The organism is Shewanella sp. S1-49-MNA-CIBAN-0167, from assembly GCF_040310145.1.
GTDB classification, from domain to species: domain Bacteria; phylum Pseudomonadota; class Gammaproteobacteria; order Enterobacterales; family Shewanellaceae; genus Shewanella; species Shewanella psychromarinicola.
In genome coordinates, this window is sequence record NZ_JBEOPO010000018.1 from 75,275 (window position 1) to 96,681 (window position 21,407).

Genomic DNA, 21,407 nt, shown 5'->3' on the forward strand with positions numbered 1-21,407 from the left:
CCTAACACAACACATGATTAAATGGTTCTATAGTAACTTGGGTTCCTTGGGCGGTGTCACCTTGGTCTTGATCTAATATCACAAAGCAATTCGCTAAACTCATTGACGTGAGCATGCCAGAGCCTTGGCCGCCGGTAATGGCTACCTCAAGCTCACCCAACTCATTACGACTGAGTATGGCGCGTTGGTATTCGACTCTGCCAGGATGTTTGCGTATGTCAGTCAGTAACCGTGCTTGGCAAAATAAAGGCGTAACCGGTTTTAGTCCCTGCATTTTATGTAAAATAGGCAACACCAATTTATAAAACGTCACCATCGATGAGACTGGATTACCGGGTAAACCGCAAAAAACAGCATTACCTACTTTACCAAATGCAAACGGCTTTCCTGGCTTAATAGCCAGTTTCCAAAAGGTGATGTGACCTTCTTCTGATAAAATTTGCTTAATAAAATCGGCTTCACCAACCGAGACTCCGCCTGATGTTAATACCATATCAGCTTGGCTTGCTGCTTCTCTAAATGCGCCACGAATAGCTTCTTTATTGTCGGCTATGACGCCTAAATCAATCCATTCAACATGGCTTTTACTTAATAAACCTTGGATTGAATAGCGGTTAGAGTCATAAATTTGTCCTGGTGCCAGTTCACTTCCCACTGGGCGTAATTCATCACCAGTGGAAAAGAAAGCGACTTTCAATTTACGTGTCACTCTAACGTGGCTAATACCGATGGTGGCGAGTACGCCCATTTCTGCAGCACGGATAATGACACCACGGTGTAAGACTTTGGTACCCGCAAGCAGTTCTTCACCGCGACAGCGCACATTTGCGCCTAATCGATGCGGATGCTCAATGGTAATTAGGTTTTGGTCTGCTTGGGCTTTTTCTTGCATTTGCACGCTATCAAAACCCACAGGCACAGGTGCACCGGTCATAATACGAATACAGCTATTGGGTGGTACTTGGCCGTTGAAGGGGTGACCCGCAAAAGAACTACCCATTAGGGTGAGGGTTGTTTTATCCTGTGATGGGGTTAAGTCAGCAAACCGAAATGCGTAACCGTCCATTGCTGAGTTATCAAATGGAGGTAAATCAATACTTGAGGCGAGATCTTCGCCAAGTACTCTGTCGATTGCTTGGGTTAATGAAACGAGCTCGGTATCTTGGGTTGCTTCAACTTGAGCTAAAAGTTGCTCAATCGCTTGATCGGGATGAAGCAATGCTGGTTGAGCGCAAGGGTCTTGATTATTGGACATCAGCATTTCCTTAATGAATAGCTAAAATACCATGAGCAGCGTTATGGGCTGAAATAGGTGTTGGCTTTTTAATGGTGTTTAGTATGCCATGATGACACAAGAATTTTATGATCACACTTAAGGTTTTATATTTTATGTCGCAAAATAACGCCAATACGGCTTGGTATTTATACATTATTCGCTGTGCCAATTCACATTTATACACTGGCATTACCACGGATATTGCGCGTCGCCTTGCCGAGCATCAAACAAGCGGCCCTAAAGCGGCTAAATACCTAAAAGGTAAAGGGCCGTTAACCTTGGCTTACCAAGAGCAATTGACTGACCGAAGTGAGGCTTCAAAACGTGAAATTGCCATCAAGAAATATTCGCGTTCGCAAAAATTATCATTGATTGAACAGTATAAGCTAAGCCGTCACTCTACAAGCACCAACGCACTTGTAGAGTGATAGCGATATTATTTAGAGGCTCGTAATACTGGGTACTTCATGTATTCCTTATCGTAGTAAGGGCTGCGTTCATAAAACCAGCGTAATCTCGCTTTGCTATCTTGAGCAAAATCCGGATCCTGTAATGCTTGATCAAATTCGGCTTTTAGTGCCGGATTGTCGCTAAGCATTTTTGCTGCTAAAGGCTCAACTGCATAGTCTTCAATGTATTCTGTACGGGTAAAAATGGTATTAAAAAATCCCCAGTAAAACAAAGAATCCTCAGCTTGAGGTTCAAGTAATAGCATGGCTAAATCACCTAAAGGCTGGTCGGTTGGGATACGCACACTCCCAGCAGGAAGATGGGTGGTGATTTTGTGAATGCTTGTTTGCGCCGACACGGTTTGATGGCCTTCATAATCAGCACTTGAGAATATGGGCTTGCTGAATTGATATTGCTGCGCAGTAATCGATGTTGGTTTATTCAGTCGTGTCATTCTGATGCCATGTAAAGATAAACGATTAATAACCTCAGCCCACTGTGGCGGAATGTAATAAGCCACAGGACGAGTGACAGTGATCACTGGCTGGGTGTTCGCAATAACAGGTAGGTTACGGTATAGCTTAGGTTCTTCAGTCCAACGAACGACCTTATCGCCACTGATCGGGCTTTGCTCGATACGGTAATCCATACCTTTAAAGTCTCTACCTTGTGCCAAGGTTTCTTTTTGCCAACTGATCGTTAGCTTGCTTGGGTTTCGATATTTGTCTTTATTAATGGCAGTTTTTAGTTTAGTGCTATTTTGCGCCACCGTTTTAAGTGTTTGTTCAAGCATGACATAGGTGCCAAGGACTCGTTGCTTATAGGGTTTAAGGCTATGGTTTTCAATTAAAATAGTTGGTAAATGGCGCGCATCACCATAGCCATTAGAAAATCGCGGGCTAGGATTCCACAATGACAGACCTTTGCTCATGTCGGTGTTATCGTTGGCAAACACCAATGACCCCGGAATATGACCTTGTTCGGTTAAGGCTTGTTCAACGGCAGGACGGTAAATGGACTCCAGCCATGCAAAAATGCTTGGGCTATGTCCCTGCTCAACGTTGTAGCCAAAGGTGACATCATATTGGTAGTCAATGCCATCGGTCACATGGATATCAATGTATAAATCTGGCTGCCAAATAGTAATGGCACGGATAAGGTGCTGCATTTCTAGCGCATCTGCTTTGGCATAGTCGCGGTTTAAATTAAGATTCTTAGCCGTGGTGCGCCACCCCATATTCACCGGTCCACGCTGATTAACCCGGCTAAATTGACTGCTGCGCTCGTGAGCATCGACACTAAAAATGGGAATAAACAGTAAATTGACGTTTTTAAGTAATCCGCGTTTATTGCCATGGCTGATATCACGCAGTAGCATCATGCCAGCATCTTTACCGTCAATCTCTCCCGAGTGAATCCCCGCTTGCACTAAGACGGTTGCTTTACCATTATCGATTAATGCTGTTGCCGTTGATCCCCCGTCTTGCGATGCAACAATCATCCATATATCTCGTCCTTGGGGGCTTTTACCAATACTGACTTTTTGCAACATGTCACTGCTGTCGACGAGTTTATCTAACCATTCCATGGTGTCGTGATAGTTTGGGCTAGAAATATAGCCTTGCTGCTCAAAGGGGGTTACCCAAGGCTGATTTGCGCTTAACAGTAACGACTCACTCGCGCCTGACCAAGGACGCATTGGAGGCAGTATGCTGTCGTTTTCTAAATGCGCCATTTTCTCTGTCGGTACCAGGGGCGTCGACTGCGCAGTATCGTTAGCATGAGCGGATGTGGAACTGATGAATAATAAACTGACCTGTAAACTGGTAAGAAAAATACGGCGCATGAATACCCCTGTGAGTAATGATGGTGTTGAAACAATTACGTTAACGACATCATAGCATTGCACATCATCAGTTTCAGAGGCTTTTATGGTGATAAGTGAACTGAATTTATAGCGATAAAAAATCCCAACCGGAGTCGGGATTTTAGGCGTCATATTACATTAAGTGGACGGCGAAGAGTCGATGTATTGCTTATACGTTAGGGCCGGCATTTTTAATGGCATCAGACACGTGATATTTTGCAAAATTATCACTGAACTCTTGCGCGAGTTGCTGAGCATATTTGTTGTACTCAGCTTTGTCTGCCCATGTGTTAACAGGGTTCAACAATGCGGTGGTGACGCCTGAAACACTAACCGGTACATGTAGATTGAGCTTATCAATATAAAGCGTTTCAACATCTTTGAGCTCACCGCTAACAATGGCATCAACAATGGCTCGCGTTGTTGGAATATCAAAACGCTTACCTACACCATGTGGACCACCGGTCCAGCCAGTGTTGACCAGGTAAACTTGGCTGCCAAACGACTCAATGCGTGCCATTAATAACTCGGCATATACGCCTGCAGGGCGTGGGAAGAATGGTGCACCAAAACACGTCGAGAAGGTTGACTGGATTGCAGAAGTAGAACCCATTTCGGTTGAGCCTACTTTCGCGGTATAACCAGACAAGAAGTGATACGCCGCTTGCTCTTTACTTAACACCGATACTGGCGGTAATACGCCCGATACATCACAGGTTAAAAAGACGACCGCATGAGGTTCTGCGCCGCGATTACTTTCTTTACGCTGAGCTATATGTTCTAAAGGGTAGGCCGCGCGACTGTTTTCAGTCAGGCTGGTATCTTTATAGTCAGGCACTCGCTGTTCATCAAGTACGACGTTTTCTAATACAGTACCAAAACGGATAGCGTCCCAAATAACAGGTTCATTTTTTTGGCTTAAGTCGATACATTTTGCATAGCAGCCGCCTTCGATATTAAATACGCCACCGGGTGCCCAGCCGTGCTCGTCATCACCAATTAAAAACCGTTTTGGATCGGCAGAAAGAGTGGTTTTACCGGTACCAGATAAACCGAAAAACAAAGTAGTATCACCATCGTGGCCGACGTTAGCCGAACAATGCATTGGTAACACACCTTTTGCTGGTAATAAGAAGTTCTGTACCGAGAACATCGACTTTTTCATTTCTCCAGCGTACTTCAAGCCCACAAGAAGTACTTTTCGTTCGGCAAAGTTAAGAATAACGGCCGCTTCAGAATGGGTACCATCGCGTTCTGGTTCGCAAACAAATCCAGGCGCATTGATAATTTGCCAGACATCTTTGTTGCCACGATTAAATGTTGTTGGAGTGATAAATAAATTACGCGCAAAGAGTTGATGCCACGCATACTCAGTGGTTACATGTACTGGAATATAATGCTCGTCATCAGCGCCCACTTCGAGTTCAGACATAAATAACTCTTTGTCTGCAAGGTAAGCTTCTACACGACCCCATAATGCATCAAATTTACTGGCATCAAATGGACGGTTTACTTTGCCCCATTCAATATCAGCTTCGGTGTTTGCCTCTTTGACGATAAATCGGTCATTGGGTGAACGACCTGTTCTTTCCCCTGTTTTGGCCACTAAGGCACCATTTGCGGTGAGTTGACCCTCTCCACGAAGAAGCGCGATTTCTACAAGCTGTGCTGTCGTAGGATTGAGGTGAACGCGGTTTGATACATCCGCCATAGTGTTGATCTCCATGTCTTTTAGGTCGTGTTTCGCAATGAATCGCTATTGGGGTTAGGTGTTGAAACTTAGTTTGATATTTTGCTTGCGCAATGGCTATAAACTAATGTAGGAGATTGTAACGCAAGTTAACGCTCTGGTAACGAACAGTTTGGTTATTTTTTTGATGGGTTTTTGGTTGCAGGCATTTTTATCGGTGTTTTAGGGATAAAAAAAGCGCAAAGCGCGCTTTTTTTGTAATTTGTTACGTATCTATTACGTCATTGGTTACTGTTTTGATTGGCTGCTGTGGCTACCGGAATATAATGCCGCTATATCGATGGCATCAAAAGAGTATTTTGCTGTGCAGTACTCACAATCCATATCAATTTTGCCTTCCTCGGCCAAAATCGCTTCAACTTCAGATTGCGGCAAGGTTTTAATGGCCGCGCCACTGCGTTCATAAGAACAGCTACATTTAAACGTCACATCAACAGGATCAAATAAGCGCACTTCTTCTTGATGATACAAGCGATGTAATACTTCTTCTGCATCAAGAGTGAATAACTCTTCTGCTTTGATGGTAGACGTCAATGTTGATATATGTTCAAAGTCATCATTTTGCTCCGACTTTGTTGGCAACACTTGCAGAAGCATACCTGCGGCTTGTTTACCGTTAGCAAATAACTGAATTTGAGTGGGTAATTGTTCTGATTGGTTAAAATATTCTTCTAAGCATGCAGCTAGGTTGACATGATCTAGCGACACAATCCCTTGATAACGCTCACCGTCATCAGGAGTTAGGGTAATGACCATATAGCCTTTACCAAACATTTGTTGCAAACTTGTATCTGTAGCAATATCGCCGTTCCAACGTGCTACACCACGTAAGACTTGCTTATTATTACCATTAATTACCGCCAAAGAGACTGGGCCATCGCCCTGTAATTGTACGCTAATGTCACCGGTAAACTTGATGGTTGCCGTGAGTAACGATGTCGCGGCCATTAACTCACCGATTAGACACTGTAATGCGACCGGATAGCTATGTGCAGAAAGCACTTCTTGGTAGCAGCGTTCTAATTGGACTATCTCGCCTCGCACATCGGCATTATCAAAAATGTAGCGCTGTAAAATATCATTGTTCATCTGTATTCTCTTACTCTTTGGGCGCTGAGTACTCTTTAAAGCGCATAATCTGTCGTCGTTGTTTTTTATCCGGCTTATGATCTGGGGCCGGATTATTTAAAATGTTGAGCCGTCGAGCTTCTGCATTGATAATACGTTTGCTAATGCTTTCAGGTGTTTCTTCGTATAGCGTTTGCGCCACACTCGCGCTTTGTCTATGTCCAGATAATTGGAGCACAATAATCTCTCGATCATCATGACCTTGACGAAGGCGGATTTTTGCACCGACTTCAGCATTCTTACTGGATTTAGTCCGTTGGCCGTTGTAATGTACTTTACCGCCATTTATCATGTCTTTGGCGATGGCGCGGGTTTTATAAAATCGTGCTGTCCATAGCCATTTATCGAGCCGGATAAAGCTTCTTTCGGGCTGAGCGTTAGTCAAATGACCTCCAAAACTGGGATGATTTCACAGACTGAGTAACCTAATTGCCATACAATGTGTATATTATCGTAATAAGGGCAATATTATGGCCTTTTTATGGGCGCAAAGTTAGCATATTTGATGGTGATCCGCCAATCGATATGCGCTAGGGTTGTTGCTTTATCCTGTGTGAGTTAGCATAACGGCTAAACATCTATTTAACGCATATTATTAACAACTAGAACAAAGACCTGTACCAACATGTATAGAGAGTCCAATAGCATATGGATGTATTAGATAAACTGATCGCTAACGCCGCAAAAATACCACATAAGCCATTGAGTATTGTTGTATTTTGGCTTGGAATGATCACACTGTTGCTTTTAGCCGCACAGATAACATGGAAGTTGATGCCAGCATCATCGCAATCTGCGATGTGGCAACCATCCCCCATTTCAGCAGGCACTGCTAAGCGTATTGAGCTTGCTGGTGTACGTAACCTATTTCTTTTTGGCCGCTTAGATAATAATAGTAATAAACCCAAAGCTGAAGTCGTAGAACAAATCACTGACGCGCCTAAAACAAACTTGTCAATTCAGTTGAGGGGGGTTGTTGCGTCGACTGCGGAAGATCAGGGGTTAGCCGTTATTGAGTCAAGCGGGCAACAAGAAACCTATAGCTTAGGTGATAAAATTAAGGGAACTTCAGCTGCTTTAAAAGAAGTTTATGCTGATCGCATCATTATTAGTAACGGCGGTCGTTATGAAACCTTGATGCTTGATGGCCTTAAATATTCCGCGCAAAGTGACGCAAATACTCATTTACAACAAGCGAAAGTCGATCAACAAGTGACCCGAGTTGATCGTCGCGATAATCAACGCTTTTCTGAAGAACTGTCTAATTCTCGTGAAGAGTTATTAGCCGACCCCAGTAAAATAACTGATTTTTTAGCTATCTCACCTGTACGTAATGGTGATGAATTAGCTGGTTACCGTTTAAATCCTGGTAAAGATGTTGCGTTGTTTAAGCAAGCGGGTTTTCAGGCTAATGATTTAGCCAAATCAATAAATGGATTTGATCTGACCGATATGGGTCAGGCATTAGAAGTGATGGCACAACTGCCTGAGCTCACCGAAATGGCTGTCATGGTTGAGCGTGAAGGGCAGTTGGTCGAAATCATGTTTAGTTTGCCAGAATAATTTGGCGTTAGAGGATTGAATAAAATGAATAAAAAAGGGATCCGACATAAGATTATTGCTGGAATGCTGGTGGGCGCTGCGATGATAGCGGCACCGAGTGCTTGGTCGGAACAATATGCCGCCAATTTTAAAGGCACTGATATTCAAGAGTTTATTAATATTGTTGGTAAAAACCTCAATAAAACGATAATTGTAGATCCAACGGTACGTGGCAAAATTAATGTCCGCAGTTACGACTTGTTGAATGATGATCAATATTACCAATTCTTCCTTAACGTCCTTCAAGTGTATGGCTATGCAGTGGTTGAAATGGATAACCACATCATTAAAGTGATTAAAGATAAAGATGCCAAAATGGCCTCTATCCGTGTCGCCGATGACAATGCGCCTGGCGTTGGTGATGAAATGGTCACCCGTATTGTTCCGTTATACAATTCTGAAGCTAAGCAACTTGCACCGTTACTGCGTCAGTTAAATGATAATGCTGGTGGTGGTAATGTTGTTAATTATGACCAATCGAATGTATTAATGATTTCTGGCCGTGCAGCGGTAGTGAATAAGCTGGTAGAAATCGTCCGTCGAGTGGATAAACAAGGTGATACAGACGTGCAAGTGGTGGCATTAGACTATGCCTCTGCGGGGGAGATTGTCCGCATTATAGACACCCTATATCGCACGACAGCTAACCAATCACAACTGCCTGGTCAAGCACCTAAAGTGGTGGCTGACGAGCGCATGAATGCCGTTATTGTCAGTGGCGATGAAAAAAGCCGTCAACGTGTGATCGAGCTAATTAGACGACTAGATGCAGATCAAGCGACTACCGGCAATACCAAAGTCCGTTATTTGCATTACGCCAAGGCGGAAGACTTGGTTGAAGTATTAACTGGGTTTGCACAAAATTTACAAGATAATAAAGACGGGGCTGGCAGCCAACAAGGCAATTCAAGTAAACGTCGTAGTGATATTAACATTATGGCTCACAGTGATACCAACGCGCTGGTTATTAGCGCCGAACCTGATCAACTGCGGACGATTGAAAGCGTCATTAATCAGCTCGACATTCGCCGTCCTCAAGTACTCGTTGAAGCCATTATTGTTGAAATCGCTCAAGGCGATAACGTGGGGTTTGGGGTGCAATGGGGCAGTGAAGCCGGTGGCTTAACTCAGTTTAACAACATTGGTGCAACCATTGGAGAAGTCGGTGCCGGAGTCTGGGCTGCTCGTGAAGAAGATGGTACTAGCGTGACGACCATTGACGGTAATGGTAATCCAACAACCACAACTAATCCAACTTCAGACGGTGACTATACCTTGATCGCGCAAGCGTTGGGGAAAGTGAATGGTATGGCATGGGGCTTGACCACAGGTAACTTTGCAGCACTTATCCAAGCTGTTTCAAGCGATACCAATTCAAACGTATTAGCAACCCCATCTATCACCACATTAGACAACCAAGAAGCCTCTTTTATTGTCGGTGATGAAGTGCCGATCCTTACTGGCTCAACCTCAAGTTCAAGCAATGACAATCCTTTCCAAACCGTTGAGCGTAAAGAAGTCGGTGTTAAGTTAAAGGTTGTGCCGCAGATTAACGAAGGCTCATCGGTTAAATTAACCATAGAGCAAGAAGTCTCGGGTGTGAATGGTAATACCGGTGTGGATATCAGCTTCTCTACGCGTCGTTTAACGACCACTGTTATGGCTGATTCTGGGCAAATTGTGGTTTTAGGTGGATTAATTAACGAAGAAGTACAAGAAAGTGTTCAAAAAGTACCTTTCCTTGGCGATATTCCTTTTCTAGGTCATTTATTCAGGTCTTCATCGAGTAAAAAGATCAAGAAAAATCTAATGATTTTCATTAAACCCACCATAATCCGTGACGGCATTACAATGGAAGGTATTGCAGGTCGTAAATACAATTACTTCAGAGCATTACAGCTTGAACAACAAGCTCGTGGTATTAATCTAATGCCAAATACTGATGTTCCTGTACTGGAAGAATGGGATCAAGAGGCATACTTACCTGATGACGTTAATGAAGTGCTAGAGCGTTATAAAAGCGGCCAAGGTTTAGGAACAAAAATGCGTGAAACCGATCCAGCATTGCGTTCAATTGATGAAAGCATGCAAAAGGACAAGGCTCAAAATAATGACTGATAGCGTGATGACCGAGCCATTAGCTCAAGTATCAAGTGACGTCGCCATGGAAGTTGTCGAAGGCGACGGGGTTTTTCACTCCAATAGCAAAGAGCGTTTGCCGTTCGCCTTTTCACACCGTTTTCAATTGGTGTTAGCGAAAGAGAACGAGCAACTTTGTCTTTTCTATACCGATAACACACCACTCAGTGCCATGTTAGAAGTGCGGCGCTATGCCGATGTCGAGTTACCTTTAGTCAAGCTAGAGGTGACTCATTTTGAGGCTAAACTCACTCAAGCGTATCAATCTAATTCTTCAGAAGCCCAACAGTTAATGGAAGATATTGGTAACGAAATGGACTTGTTTACCCTGGCTGAAGAACTGCCACAAACTGAAGACTTGCTCGAAGGTGATGACGACGCGCCGATTATTAAATTAATTAATGCATTATTGTCGGAAGCGATTAAAGAAGAAGCATCAGATATTCACGTCGAAACTTATGAGAAACAATTAATTGTTCGTTTCCGTATTGATGGCGTATTAAAAGAAGTGTTAAAGCCGAATCGTAAATTATCGTCCTTGTTGGTGTCGCGCATTAAAGTGATGGCACGTTTAGATATCGCCGAAAAACGCCTGCCTCAAGATGGTCGTATTTCGTTACGTATTGCCGGTCGTGCCGTTGATGTTCGGGTATCGACCATGCCATCAAGTCATGGTGAACGCGTGGTAATGCGTTTGCTGGATAAAAATACCGGTAACTTAGACTTAGAACAACTGGGAATGACGCTCGGCATTCGCGAAAAATTCGATGAGTTAATTCGTAAGCCACACGGGATCATTCTAGTGACAGGCCCAACCGGGTCAGGTAAAAGTACCACCTTGTATGCTGGGTTAACGGAAATCAATTCTAAAGACACTAATATTTTAACGGTTGAAGATCCGATTGAATATGAGTTAGAAGGCATTGGTCAAACTCAGGTTAACACTAAGGTTGATATGACCTTTGCTCGTGGGTTGCGCGCGATTTTACGTCAGGACCCCGACGTAGTGATGATTGGTGAGATCCGCGATTTAGAAACTGCGCAGATTTCAGTGCAAGCTTCATTAACCGGCCACTTGGTTATTTCAACCTTACACACGAATACGGCATCAGGGGCGATTACCCGTTTGCAAGACATGGGGGTAGAGCCCTTTTTAGTCTCATCAAGTTTACTTGGCGTGCTCGCTCAGCGACTAATCCGTACATTATGCCCCATTTGTAAAGAAGCACACGAGCCCGATGAGCGTGAACGTGAATTACTGGGTATTACCGCAAACGACACTCGGGTCATTTATCGCGCTAAAGGCTGCAAAGCCTGTAGTCAAAATGGTTATCGCGGTCGAACTGGTATCCATGAATTGCTCATTGTTGATGATAATGTCCGTGAATTAATTCATGGCGGCAGGGGTGAGTTAGCCATTGAAAAACACGTGCGAAAATCGATTCCAAGTATTCGTCATGACGGCATGAGTAAAGTACTCGCCGGTGTGACGACGCTAGAAGAAGTATTACGCGTTACACGCGAGGAGTAATCAATGGCGGCGTTTGAATACAAAGCCCTCGATAGTAAAGGCAAACAGCAAAAAGGTGTGATCGAAGCTGATACCGCACGCCATGCTAGAGGCCAGCTGCGTGAGCAGCACCTTATGCCACTGGAACTCCAGCCGGTCAATGAGAAAGAAGCCCGCTCACAGCGTGGTGGCTTTAACCTAGCGAATTTGTTTAAGAGACGGATTTCAGTTGCCGAACTTGCGTTGATCACTCGCCAAATCGCGACACTGGTGGCAGCGGGTTTACCGATTGAAGAAGCGCTAAAAGCGGTGGGACAACAATCAGAAAAAGATCGTTTAGGCAGCATGATTATGGCTGTGCGTTCTCGGGTGGTTGAAGGTTACAGTTTAGCGGACTCAATGGCCGAGTTTCCGCACGTTTTTGATGATTTATTCCGTGCGATGGTGGCCTCGGGTGAGAAATCAGGCCATTTAGAAGTGGTGCTTAACCGATTAGCTGATTACACCGAGCGTCGTCAACAACTCAAAACAAAGCTAACTCAGGCAATGATTTATCCTATCGTATTAACCGTGGTCGCTATTGGTGTCATCGCCGTGTTACTTGCTGCTGTGGTGCCGAAGGTGGTTGGGCAGTTTGAGCACATGGGGCAAGAATTACCTGGAACGACCCAGTTTTTAATTCTTGCATCTGATTTTGTGCAACATTGGGGGGTGTTGGTTGTACTGCTCATCTTTGGTTGCATGATTGTTTTTCAGCGTATGCTGACCAATCCAGTAATGCGGATGAAATTTGACACTGCACTATTGCAAATGCCAGTGATTGGTAAAGTCAGTAAAGGATTAAATACCGCCAGATTCGCGCGCACATTAAGTATTTTGTCAGCGAGTTCGGTACCGTTACTTGATGGAATGCGTATCGCCAGTGAAGTGTTACAGAATGTCAAAGTGCGTGCCGCTGTCGATGATGCAACGGCCCGAGTCAGAGAAGGAACTAGTTTGGGCAATGCGTTGACTAATACTAAGTTATTCCCTGCAATGATGTTGTATATGATTGCATCTGGAGAAAAAAGCGGTCAATTAGAGAATATGCTTGAACGCGCCGCAGATAACCAAGACCGAGATTTTGAGTCGAACGTGAATATAGCTTTGGGGGTTTTTGAGCCCATGCTAGTCGTCAGTATGGCATCGGTTGTATTATTTATTGTAATGGCAATTTTACAGCCTATTTTAGAGTTAAATAATTTGGTTACCGGCTAGGTTTTAGACTGTGTATATCTTGGTAGACTAAACATGTAACCAAGCGTAAGAGCTGATTTTTACGCTTGAATATAGAGACAATTTTTAGAGGAAGTAAGCAATGCAACATAATAATATGCAACGAGGTTTCACCTTACTCGAAGTAATGGTAGTAATTGTTATTTTAGGTATTTTAGCGTCAATGGTTGTGCCCAATCTCATGGGTAATAAAGACAAAGCCGACCAACAAAAAGCCATATCAGATATTGTTGCGCTAGAAAATGCATTGGACATGTATAAGTTAGATAACAGTATTTATCCAACGACGGAACAAGGTCTTGATGCGTTAGTGCAAAAGCCTAACTCGTCACCAGAGCCGCGTAATTTCCGTGAAGGTGGTTATGTTAAGCGTCTACCTCAAGACCCATGGCGCAGTGACTATTTACTCTTAAGCCCTGGTGAATATGGAAAGATTGATATTTTCAGTGCAGGCCCAGACGGACAACCAGGTTCTGAAGATGATATCGGAAGCTGGAATTTACAAGATTTTCAATAAAATGATTCAACATCGTCAAGCCGGCTTCACCTTACTTGAGGTGTTGATCGTGGCATTGCTCATGGGGTTGGTGGCCTCAGCGGTAACCTTATCTATGAATGTTGCTGGGCCGGAACAGATGCTCAAAAAACCAGCGCGACGTTTTATCGCCGCGACTGAGATGGTGCTTGATGAAAGTGTGTTAAGCGGCCAGTTTATTGGTATTGTGATTGACGAAGATCAATATGAGTTTGTGTTTTATCAAGAAGGTAAATGGATGCCTGTTGAGCAAGATCGGCTATTATCGGCCGAAAAAATGGATGCCGGTATTACCTTAGATATTGTGATCGATGGTATGCCATTAGTTCAAGAAGACGAGCAAAATGAGTCTTGGTTTGATGAGCCTTTTATCGACGAAAAGAGCGAAGAAGAAAAAAAGAAACACCCTGAACCGCAAATATTATTGTTTCCCAGCGGTGAGATGACACCATTTGAGCTGGGTTTTAATATGATAAATGACGACAGTCAGCCGGTCAATGTACTGGTTGTTGGTGACGCGTTAGGCCGCTTAACATTAGGGCGTGTAGATGAATAAAGTAGCCTTCAATCGACACCCTATTCACATGCGCGGTAAAAGCCGTGGCATGACCTTACTTGAGGTGATAGTTGCTTTAGCGGTATTTTCAATTGCTGCGGTATCGGTGACAAAAAGCTTGAGTGAGATCATGGCTAATATGCCCATTTTAGAAGAACGAACTTTAGCGCAATGGGTGGCCAGTAACCAAATGGTCGACGTGCGATTGCCTGGTACCTTTCCTGATATAGGCCAAAAAACAGGTCAGTCAGAACTCGCAGGCCGTGAATGGTATTGGCGCCAAGAAGTGATTAAGACGACAGATGATAAATTTAGGATGATCCGTATTAGCGTCAGTGACGATGATAAATTTAACCGTGTGGCTGCTCAGGTAAATAGTTATGTGCATAACAAAGGTTAAGCATTTAAGCGGTTTTACCTTACTCGAAATGCTTATCGCGATTGCAATTTTTGCCATGTTGGGTATTGCGGCTAACTCAATATTATCGACGGTGATGAAAAATGATGAAGTCACCAAAGAGTTCGCTGATCGGCTTAAGTCATTACAACAGGGTTTTGGTGCGTTAGAACGCGATTTGGGCCAAATGGTCGCGCGTACACCCAGGTTAATTGACGGCCGCGGCAGTCAATTTTTTCAAGTGGGTGGCAATATTCTCGACTCAGAGACCGAAGCATTGATGTTTTACCGTTTAGGTTGGTTAAACCCTGATGGTATGTTACCCAGAGGCAGTTTGCAGTCGGTGGCCTATGTGGTCCAAAATGGCCGATTAGAACGCTGGTATTATCCTTATCCAGAGCCAATATCAGGAGCCGAACCATTAAAAAGTGTCGTGATTGACCATGTCTTATCGATTGAATATTCGTTTTATATGGATGATAAATGGCAGAAGAATGTTGATGGAACTGTGATGCCAAAAGGGATCGCGATGGAAATAGAGTTAGAGGGTTTGGGTAAAATCCAACGTCGATTTTTATTACCTAAAGGTGCTCCAGCGACCAAGTCTACAGCGGACGATGATAAGCAAGGCAATAACAACAACGGCGGGTCAGTATAATGGGCGGCCAAAAGCAACGAGGTGTTGCGTTAATTGTGGTGATGTTGATTGTCGCTATGGTAGTGATTATTGCTACCAACATTAGCAGCCGTAATCAGCTTTCAATGCGCCGAACGCTTAATTTAGCCCAATATGACCAGGCTTACTGGTATGCTCTTTCTGCGGAAGAATTGGCGATGAAAGTACTCAAGCAAGATTTTGAAGACTCAGAAGGGACGGTACATTTACAGCAGTACTGGGCCTTAGCCAATGTCGCTTTTCCGGCCGAATATGGTGAAATTGTTGGTGAAGTACAAGATATGCGGGCTTGCTTTAATGTTAATGCCGTTGGGCAAGCTTCAACCCAGACCGATAATGGTCAGCCCAAAATGACGGTAGCAGCAAGACAGTTCCAAGCGCTACTGATCAGTTTAGGGGTAGGTGATTTTGGTGCAGAGAAACTCACTTATACCCTTAAAGATTATATCGACCAAGACACGTTATCTGCACCATATGGGGCTGAAGATGCTGAATATGAGTCGCGTAATGTGCCATATCGTGCCGCCAATACCTTGATGCAGCATCGCAGTGAGTTACGCGCAGTATTAGGGTTTAGCCAAGATGTTTATCTGAATCTTTCACCTTATGTGTGTGCAATACCCGGTGAAGATAGCCAGTTATTGAATGTGAATACCATTAAGGTTGAGCAGGCCGCTTTACTTGCTGGGATGCTTGAAAATAAAATTTCAGTGAGTGAAGCTGAAAACATTATCAATAATCGTCCCGCGGATGGGTATGAAAAAATTGAAGAGTTTTGGGAAAGTTCGTCACTGAGTGGCATCAATTCCGAAGCGAATGCAAAGTCGAGTTTTGTCGTTGATAGTCAGTACTTTTTATTGAAATCTGGTGCTAAAGTAGATAACGCATTATTTCGAATGGAAAGCGTACTTAAGCGCAATGGTAACAATTTAGATGTGCTCACCCGTCAGTATGGTGGCCAACAATAATAACAAATTCATTGCGTAACAATGCGTATTGAGATCGGTGGAGAATAACAGTGTCTGAACGGCTATTTATCCGGTTAGGAAAAACATCAGAACACCCATGTTCATGGCTGGTATGGTCTGAACAAGCGCAAGAAATTATCGCTTCTGGTGAGTTAGCTGATGCCGCTAGCCTCAGCAGTTTAGCTGAGCGTGCGGGTAATCGTCCTGTTGATGTACTTGTGCCTGCGGCCAATATGACATTGACACAAATTATGTTACCCGAAAAAGGCCAACGCCAAGCATTAAAGGCGTTGCCATACATGCTGGAGGAATCATTAGCGACGAATGTAGACAATATGCATTTTGTGGTTGGTCCTCGCGAAGGTGAGCAACTTAATGTGGCTGCTGTAGCGCATGAGCAAATGCAACTATGGCTTGAATGGCTGCATCATGCAGGCTTGAAAGTGAAACGAATTGTGCCAGATTGTTTGGCATTACCGTTAGATCAATGTCGCTGGGCAGCAATGAGTGTCGGCAGCGAATATTTAATCAGAACCTCGGAAGGGGGCGGTGTCAGTTTACCTAAAGCATGGTCTGCAATTGCATTACCACGGCTATTGTCTCAAGTGGTGCAGACCAATGATGACCCTATTAGCATGGCCAGTTATAGCGACGATATCGATTTTTCTGGGGTACAAGTTGAATCTAAGCCGTTAGATTTACCTATGATGGTATTAGCAAAGGGCATTTTAAATGCGCCGATTAATTTATTAAGCGGTGTATATAAGCCCAAGAGTGAATACAGCAAACAGTTATTCATTTGGAAAAATGCTGCGATAGTGATCATGCTTGCCATAGTATTAGCGTTAGTCAATAAAGGTTTGGCAATACATCAACTCAACAACCGCACTGCAGAATTACAAGCCCAAAGTGAAGTCATTTTTAAGCTGTCGTTGCCCGCGGTTAATCGCATTGTCAATATGCGCTCACAAATGGACAGTCAGTTACGCAGTATGCAAGGTCAAGGTGGTGGTGCAGTATTTTTTGAAATGTTAGACAACCTTAAACCTGCATTTAGCAAGGTGCCAGAGTTAAAACCCAATACATTGCGTTTTGAAGCCAATCGTAATGAATTACGCATGCAAGTGACGGCAAAAACCTATGGCCAAATTGAAGAGTTTAAAGCGTTTGTCGCCAAAGACTACCAACTAGATGGTGGTGCCATGAACAGTAGCGAAGACAGCGTCACCAGTACGCTGACGTTAAGGATTAAATAACATGGAAAATATGCGTATTTGGTGGCAAAGTTTAGCTATTAGAGAGCAACAGCTGGTTGGTTTTTGTGCCGTGGTACTTGTCATTGGTATTGTTTATTGGGGTATTTGGGCACCTATATCTAATGCTCAAGAAGCCGCCGAGCGCGATAACATCGCCGCACAGAAAACGTTAAATTATGTTAAACAAAGCGCGAATAAAATAACGGGTCTAAAACAAGCTGGTGCGCAAGCGAAAGTACCTGGAAGTTTAAGCTCTATCGTCAACCAAACCGCGGGACAATATCAATTAGAAATCACCCGTATGCAGCCGCAAGGCGATAAGATCCAACTCTGGATGGATGATGTGCCATTCGACGCACTCCTGGGTTATTTACATGACTTAGTGACGCAGAAAGGATTAACACTGGACAGTGTTGATTTAACGGAATCAGACGTTGCTGGCTTTGTAAAAGTAAGACGTATTCAGCTTTCACAGTAAGGGTTTTTTGTGAGTTTATTTTCAAAAATAGTCATTGGCGTCATTATCTATATGATGTTTTTATTGGTATATTTACCTGCAAATTGGTTAGTCAGTATTGCCCCATTGCCAAATAATATGGTGATAAGTGGTGCTGAAGGTACACTTTGGCAGGGGAAAGCGGCCTTAATCACGATTGATCAACGACAGATAGAACGGGTTAGTTGGACGTTAAGCCCGTGGGGATTATTTGTTGGTCAAGCCAATATCGATTTTAATGTCGGTAATCGTGCCACGCCAGTCAGCGGTAAAGGCAGTCTTAGCTGGTCATTATCTGGGATGAGCGCGAAAAATATTCGTCTTGATCTACAAGATAGCTTTATACTAGCGGGTGCTCGCTTACCTTTTAAAACCCAAATTGACGGTGATGTGAGCATAATGGTTGAAGTCTTAAAGCAAGGTAAACCATGGTGCGAACAATTACACGGTAAATTATTTGTAAATCACACTAATGTCAAAAATCAATTTGGGGTATACCCTTTGGGCAATATCACATTGGGATTGAGTTGTCTTGACGGGCAATTACAACTGGCCACTGATGAAACGCAAAACGTATTGGGCTTAACGGGGACAGCTATTTTAGGCGAATCAAACTTGGTTAAGGTCAGTGCTAAAATTAAACCGACAGATGCTCAACCTAAGGATTTACGTGAGGCGTTACCATTTTTAGGTCGACAAGATACTCAAGGGTATTATCCAATTAACTATCAAGGTGTTGTGCCTGGTTTGTAATACCTATAAAGAGATTAATAAAAACGCCTTGATACCAATATCAAGGCGTTTTTATATCATTCACATTTGATTCAGCAATGCTAGCTTAACTATAATGGCCACGCTTAAAAATCAATCGCTACTCGGCGGTCATTCAACTTAACTTCAATCCCTTCGTTGTTTCTATGGCGACAATATTGCTAAATGGCTTGAAGTGTCTGTAATAGTAGGTGGTAATCGGTAATCGCTGGGAAATTGGCAAATTCAAGCTGAGGTTTTTGGCTATCTGGATTCTTTATTCCGAGTTGATAACCTACCCCCGCTTTTTTTGATGCCGCTAAAATGACTTCGCTGTCATCAATAAATAAACACCTCGACGGATCTACGTTAAATTTATTAAATGCATATTGCCAAAATTGTGGATGCTCTTTGGGATAGCCGCTTTCATGGCTCGATAGCATGTCGTCTAAACCATCGGCTAAGTTGGTATGGGTTAACTTAAGGGCTAAACTTTGTGGGTGAGCATTAGTAAACAAGATGCGTTGCTTATTTGCCCCAGCTAATGCCTGTAAAAAAGGCATGCTGTCTTGGCGAAGCTTAATCCTGTCCGCCGATGCATGGTGTAATGCCAAAATATCGAGTTTTAAATGGCGTTGCCAGTAATCAAGACAATACCAATCTAAGGTGCCGACCACATCATAGCAAGCTTGTTTAGCTAATTTATTGGCTTCATCCAAGCTTATTTGCCTCTGTATGCTTAATTGTTCAGGCACTATATGCAACCAAAAGTGGTTATCAAAATGAAGATCAAGCAAGGTGCCATCCATGTCGAGTAGGACTGTATCTATTTTATACCAAGGAAACATGTAAATTCCGGTTGTAGAATATACCTAGAATAGTAAGATTGTACCTTGTCTATATTAATTCGTCACATGGGGCTTCAATGACACAGCGGCATAAAAAGCCGGAGATCCTGCATACCGAAATTGTTGCTAAAAGCCGACTGTTTCAAATCGAGCAGGTACACCTTAAGTTTTCTAATGGCGTAGAACGTCAATATGAAAGAATGAAAGGCGGTAGCAGGGGGGCTGTGATGATGGTGCCTATTCATCAAGGTAATTTGTTATTAGCCAGTGAATATGCCGCTGGCACCGATAATTACGAACTGGGTTTTCCTAAAGGATTGATTGATCCTGGTGAAACAGCGATTGAAGCAGCCAATAGAGAGCTCCAAGAAGAAATTGGTTTTGGTAGTTATCAATTGACTCATTTAAAAGAGCTATCACTTGCGCCTGGTTACTTTTCCAGCAAAATGCATATTTTTGTGGCCGAAAAACTGTATCCCAGTCGTTTGGAAGGTGATGAGCCAGAGCCGATCGACGTGATCCCTTGGCCATTATCTGATTGGCAGTTATTACTCGATAATGTCGACTTTTCTGAGTCTCGCAGTGTGAGTGCGCTTTTTTTAACTCAGCAATATCTGAGTACATCAACGGATAGTCTTAAACGTGAGCTAAACGATGTAGAATAGATAAATTACTCGGCGTATTGTGTTAGCCATAGAACAGCAACATAGAATAGGCGATAGCCTTGTTTATTGGTGTCCTTGTCAGGTCATCTTTCTCGAATCCAGCAATTGGAGTAGTAATGAAGCCAGAAGATGTAATTGAGCAAGTCATAGACATTGCAACGGAAGCTGGGCAAACAATTCGTGACATTTACCTTAAAGGTAACTTTAAACGCGAAATGAAGGCAGACAATACCCCGGTGACGTCTGCCGATTTAGCTGCGCACGACATTATTTGCCGTCAGTTAGCTGAGCTAACGCCTGATATTCCTATTTTAAGTGAGGAGGCGGCGGATATTCCATTAAGTGTGCGTGAAACATGGAAACGCTATTGGTTAGTCGATCCATTAGATGGTACTGGTGAGTTTATTGCGGGCAGTGGTGATTTTTCAGTCATTATTGCCTTGGTTGAACATAATCGTCCTATCATGGGTGTGGTTTATGTGCCGATGACGAAAGTGTGTTACTACGCGATCGCGGGGTTAGGAGCTTATAAGCGTGATGGTAAGAATGAGCTACGCATTACCAGTAAACAATTAACCGGTGATGAACCAGAGCATTTGCGTTTAGCGGTCAGTCGTCGTCAAGACCCGCAATCGGTATTAAAGCTGCTTAATAAACCCAATCATTGTGAGTTAGTGGTGATGGGAGGCGCTGCATTAAAGAGTTGTTTAGTGGCCGAAGGGCGTGCAGATTGCTATGTCCGCTTAGGGCCAACTGGTGAGTGGGATACGGGCGCGGCGCAGATCATTATTGAAGAAGCGGGTGGGGCACTGATTGATATTAATTTGCAGCCTATGACCTACAATGAGCGTGAAACGCTCGAAAATCCTAATTTCATTGTGGTCGGCAGTACCAATCTCCCGTGGGATATGTTGCTAACAAATTGATTAATAGTTATTTTACTTGTTTTGAATTAATGGTTCTGTTTGTCTGTTTTTTAGTCGACGGCTGATTTTGACTCATTTTATGGGTTGAGATTAGCTAATATGTCTACCTGAAACTAGGATGGCGCTTTACTTGATAGCATTAGCTAACCAATGGCGAGTTGCTTTATTGCCAGCATAGATATTGCTTGGGCTACTATGGCAGGTAAGGGTTAATTTTAATGCCGAAGACCATGAGATCCCAAAAAACGCCACTCATTTGAGTTAATGCTATTCGGATAAGCACTATTGTTTATATCTAAGTGGATAGCGACTGGGTATGTAGAGCACTGAGCGTGGA

Annotated in this window: 21 protein-coding genes; 15 read left to right on the forward strand and 6 right to left on the reverse strand. The window is 43.4% G+C overall.

Features of this window, described 5'->3' with window-relative positions; all coding sequences use genetic code 11:
* Position 1: 1 nt before the first annotated feature.
* Entirely contained in the window at positions 2-1,255 is a 1,254-nt protein-coding gene (moeA, locus tag AAEZ00_RS10385; RefSeq protein WP_351077785.1) for a molybdopterin molybdotransferase MoeA, read from the reverse strand.
* A 134-nt stretch (positions 1,256-1,389) separates the two neighbouring features.
* On the opposite strand from moeA, the gene AAEZ00_RS10390 reads away from it, so the two are divergent.
* Positions 1,390-1,704 carry a GIY-YIG nuclease family protein gene (locus AAEZ00_RS10390; protein ID WP_351077782.1) on the forward strand — a complete coding sequence of 105 codons (315 nt, stop codon included), beginning with the start codon at positions 1,390-1,392 and terminating at the stop codon, positions 1,702-1,704.
* A gap of 8 nt (positions 1,705-1,712) precedes the next feature.
* On the opposite strand, the gene AAEZ00_RS10395 is transcribed toward AAEZ00_RS10390, so the two are convergent.
* From AAEZ00_RS10395 to hslR, 4 genes are all read right to left on the reverse strand, one after another.
* Positions 1,713-3,572: a M14 family metallopeptidase gene (locus tag AAEZ00_RS10395; RefSeq protein ID WP_351088627.1), complete on the reverse strand. Its 1,860-nt coding sequence runs from the start codon at positions 3,570-3,572 to the stop codon at positions 1,713-1,715.
* Positions 3,573-3,762: 190 nt separating this feature from the next.
* Positions 3,763-5,319 carry a phosphoenolpyruvate carboxykinase gene (locus tag AAEZ00_RS10400; RefSeq protein WP_124012988.1) on the reverse strand — a complete coding sequence of 519 codons (1,557 nt, stop codon included), beginning with the start codon at positions 5,317-5,319 and terminating at the stop codon, positions 3,763-3,765.
* A 252-nt stretch (positions 5,320-5,571) separates the two neighbouring features.
* Entirely contained in the window at positions 5,572-6,432 is an 861-nt protein-coding gene (gene hslO / locus AAEZ00_RS10405) for an Hsp33 family molecular chaperone HslO (RefSeq protein ID WP_351088626.1), read from the reverse strand.
* A gap of 10 nt (positions 6,433-6,442) precedes the next feature.
* The gene (hslR, locus tag AAEZ00_RS10410) at positions 6,443-6,856 is read right to left on the reverse strand and encodes a ribosome-associated heat shock protein Hsp15 (RefSeq protein WP_124012990.1); all 414 of its coding nucleotides are present in this window, start codon (positions 6,854-6,856) and stop codon (positions 6,443-6,445) included.
* A 263-nt stretch (positions 6,857-7,119) separates the two neighbouring features.
* Between hslR and gspC the strand changes: the two genes are divergently transcribed.
* The 12 genes from gspC (at position 7,120) to AAEZ00_RS10470 (ending at position 18,634) form a co-directional block, all read left to right on the forward strand.
* Positions 7,120-8,034, forward strand: coding sequence for a type II secretion system protein GspC (gene gspC, locus AAEZ00_RS10415; RefSeq protein ID WP_124012991.1), 915 nt, complete (start codon positions 7,120-7,122; stop codon positions 8,032-8,034).
* Positions 8,035-8,058: 24 nt separating this feature from the next.
* Positions 8,059-10,191: a type II secretion system secretin GspD gene (gspD, locus tag AAEZ00_RS10420; protein ID WP_351077773.1), complete on the forward strand. Its 2,133-nt coding sequence runs from the start codon at positions 8,059-8,061 to the stop codon at positions 10,189-10,191.
* Positions 10,192-10,198: 7 nt separating this feature from the next.
* Positions 10,199-11,743: a type II secretion system ATPase GspE gene (gspE, locus tag AAEZ00_RS10425; protein WP_372491462.1), complete on the forward strand. Its 1,545-nt coding sequence runs from the start codon at positions 10,199-10,201 to the stop codon at positions 11,741-11,743.
* Positions 11,744-11,746: 3 nt separating this feature from the next.
* Positions 11,747-12,979: a type II secretion system inner membrane protein GspF gene (gspF, locus tag AAEZ00_RS10430; RefSeq protein WP_101033641.1), complete on the forward strand. Its 1,233-nt coding sequence runs from the start codon at positions 11,747-11,749 to the stop codon at positions 12,977-12,979.
* Between the two features lie 100 nt (positions 12,980-13,079).
* Positions 13,080-13,514, forward strand: coding sequence for a type II secretion system major pseudopilin GspG (gene gspG / locus AAEZ00_RS10435; protein WP_101033643.1), 435 nt, complete (start codon positions 13,080-13,082; stop codon positions 13,512-13,514).
* Position 13,515: 1 nt separating this feature from the next.
* On the forward strand, positions 13,516-14,088 hold the full coding sequence (gene gspH / locus AAEZ00_RS10440) for a type II secretion system minor pseudopilin GspH (RefSeq protein ID WP_101033644.1): 573 nt from the start codon (positions 13,516-13,518) through the stop codon (positions 14,086-14,088).
* On the forward strand, positions 14,081-14,488 hold the full coding sequence (gene gspI, locus AAEZ00_RS10445) for a type II secretion system minor pseudopilin GspI (protein WP_232772114.1): 408 nt from the start codon (positions 14,081-14,083) through the stop codon (positions 14,486-14,488). Before gspH ends, gspI begins: the two co-directional genes overlap by 8 nt.
* The gene (gene gspJ / locus AAEZ00_RS10450) at positions 14,469-15,143 is read left to right on the forward strand and encodes a type II secretion system minor pseudopilin GspJ (RefSeq protein WP_101033646.1); all 675 of its coding nucleotides are present in this window, start codon (positions 14,469-14,471) and stop codon (positions 15,141-15,143) included. Before gspI ends, gspJ begins: the two co-directional genes overlap by 20 nt.
* Positions 15,143-16,129, forward strand: coding sequence for a type II secretion system minor pseudopilin GspK (gspK, locus tag AAEZ00_RS10455; protein ID WP_101033648.1), 987 nt, complete (start codon positions 15,143-15,145; stop codon positions 16,127-16,129). The genes gspJ and gspK overlap by 1 nt, the downstream gene beginning before the upstream one ends.
* A 50-nt stretch (positions 16,130-16,179) precedes the next feature.
* Positions 16,180-17,385 (forward strand): type II secretion system protein GspL, encoded by a 1,206-nt coding sequence (gspL, locus tag AAEZ00_RS10460; protein WP_101033650.1) that lies wholly within the window; start codon positions 16,180-16,182, stop codon positions 17,383-17,385.
* Between the two features lies 1 nt (position 17,386).
* The gene (locus AAEZ00_RS10465; RefSeq protein ID WP_101033652.1) at positions 17,387-17,863 is read left to right on the forward strand and encodes a type II secretion system protein M; all 477 of its coding nucleotides are present in this window, start codon (positions 17,387-17,389) and stop codon (positions 17,861-17,863) included.
* 9 nt (positions 17,864-17,872) lie between these two features.
* A complete protein-coding gene (locus AAEZ00_RS10470; RefSeq protein ID WP_124012994.1) occupies positions 17,873-18,634 on the forward strand; it encodes a type II secretion system protein N in 762 nt (253 codons plus the stop codon).
* Positions 18,635-18,813: 179 nt separating this feature from the next.
* Here the strand turns inward: AAEZ00_RS10470 and yrfG are convergent, their stop codons facing one another.
* Positions 18,814-19,479 (reverse strand): GMP/IMP nucleotidase, encoded by a 666-nt coding sequence (gene yrfG, locus AAEZ00_RS10475; protein WP_124012995.1) that lies wholly within the window; start codon positions 19,477-19,479, stop codon positions 18,814-18,816.
* Between the two features lie 77 nt (positions 19,480-19,556).
* On the opposite strand from yrfG, the gene nudE reads away from it, so the two are divergent.
* A complete protein-coding gene (nudE, locus tag AAEZ00_RS10480; RefSeq protein ID WP_101033658.1) occupies positions 19,557-20,144 on the forward strand; it encodes an ADP compounds hydrolase NudE in 588 nt (195 codons plus the stop codon).
* Between the two features lie 116 nt (positions 20,145-20,260).
* Positions 20,261-21,070, forward strand: a complete 810-nt coding sequence (gene cysQ, locus AAEZ00_RS10485; protein ID WP_101033660.1) for a 3'(2'),5'-bisphosphate nucleotidase CysQ — start codon at positions 20,261-20,263, stop codon at positions 21,068-21,070.
* The last annotated feature ends 337 nt before the right edge of the window (positions 21,071-21,407 follow it).

Excerpts from the sequence above, each read along its gene's own strand:
- gspK (WP_101033648.1), top strand. The coding sequence starts at position 15,143 with ATGGGCGGCCAAAAGCAACGAGGTGTTGCGTTAATTGTGGTGATGTTG.
- moeA (WP_351077785.1), bottom strand. The coding sequence starts at position 1,255 with ATGTCCAATAATCAAGACCCTTGCGCTCAACCAGCATTGCTTCATCCC.
- AAEZ00_RS10390 (WP_351077782.1), top strand. The coding sequence starts at position 1,390 with ATGTCGCAAAATAACGCCAATACGGCTTGGTATTTATACATTATTCGC.
- AAEZ00_RS10400 (WP_124012988.1), bottom strand. The coding sequence starts at position 5,319 with ATGGAGATCAACACTATGGCGGATGTATCAAACCGCGTTCACCTCAAT.
- gspG (WP_101033643.1), top strand. The coding sequence starts at position 13,080 with ATGCAACATAATAATATGCAACGAGGTTTCACCTTACTCGAAGTAATG.
- gspJ (WP_101033646.1), top strand. The coding sequence starts at position 14,469 with ATGTGCATAACAAAGGTTAAGCATTTAAGCGGTTTTACCTTACTCGAA.
- gspD (WP_351077773.1), top strand. The coding sequence starts at position 8,059 with ATGAATAAAAAAGGGATCCGACATAAGATTATTGCTGGAATGCTGGTG.
- gspF (WP_101033641.1), top strand. The coding sequence starts at position 11,747 with ATGGCGGCGTTTGAATACAAAGCCCTCGATAGTAAAGGCAAACAGCAA.
- cysQ (WP_101033660.1), top strand. The coding sequence starts at position 20,261 with ATGAAGCCAGAAGATGTAATTGAGCAAGTCATAGACATTGCAACGGAA.
- gspC (WP_124012991.1), top strand. The coding sequence starts at position 7,120 with ATGGATGTATTAGATAAACTGATCGCTAACGCCGCAAAAATACCACAT.
- yrfG (WP_124012995.1), bottom strand. The coding sequence starts at position 19,479 with ATGTTTCCTTGGTATAAAATAGATACAGTCCTACTCGACATGGATGGC.
- hslO (WP_351088626.1), bottom strand. The coding sequence starts at position 6,432 with ATGAACAATGATATTTTACAGCGCTACATTTTTGATAATGCCGATGTG.
- gspE (WP_372491462.1), top strand. The coding sequence starts at position 10,199 with ATGACCGAGCCATTAGCTCAAGTATCAAGTGACGTCGCCATGGAAGTT.
- AAEZ00_RS10395 (WP_351088627.1), bottom strand. The coding sequence starts at position 3,572 with ATGCGCCGTATTTTTCTTACCAGTTTACAGGTCAGTTTATTATTCATC.
- nudE (WP_101033658.1), top strand. The coding sequence starts at position 19,557 with ATGACACAGCGGCATAAAAAGCCGGAGATCCTGCATACCGAAATTGTT.
- AAEZ00_RS10465 (WP_101033652.1), top strand. The coding sequence starts at position 17,387 with ATGGAAAATATGCGTATTTGGTGGCAAAGTTTAGCTATTAGAGAGCAA.
- gspI (WP_232772114.1), top strand. The coding sequence starts at position 14,081 with ATGAATAAAGTAGCCTTCAATCGACACCCTATTCACATGCGCGGTAAA.
- gspH (WP_101033644.1), top strand. The coding sequence starts at position 13,516 with ATGATTCAACATCGTCAAGCCGGCTTCACCTTACTTGAGGTGTTGATC.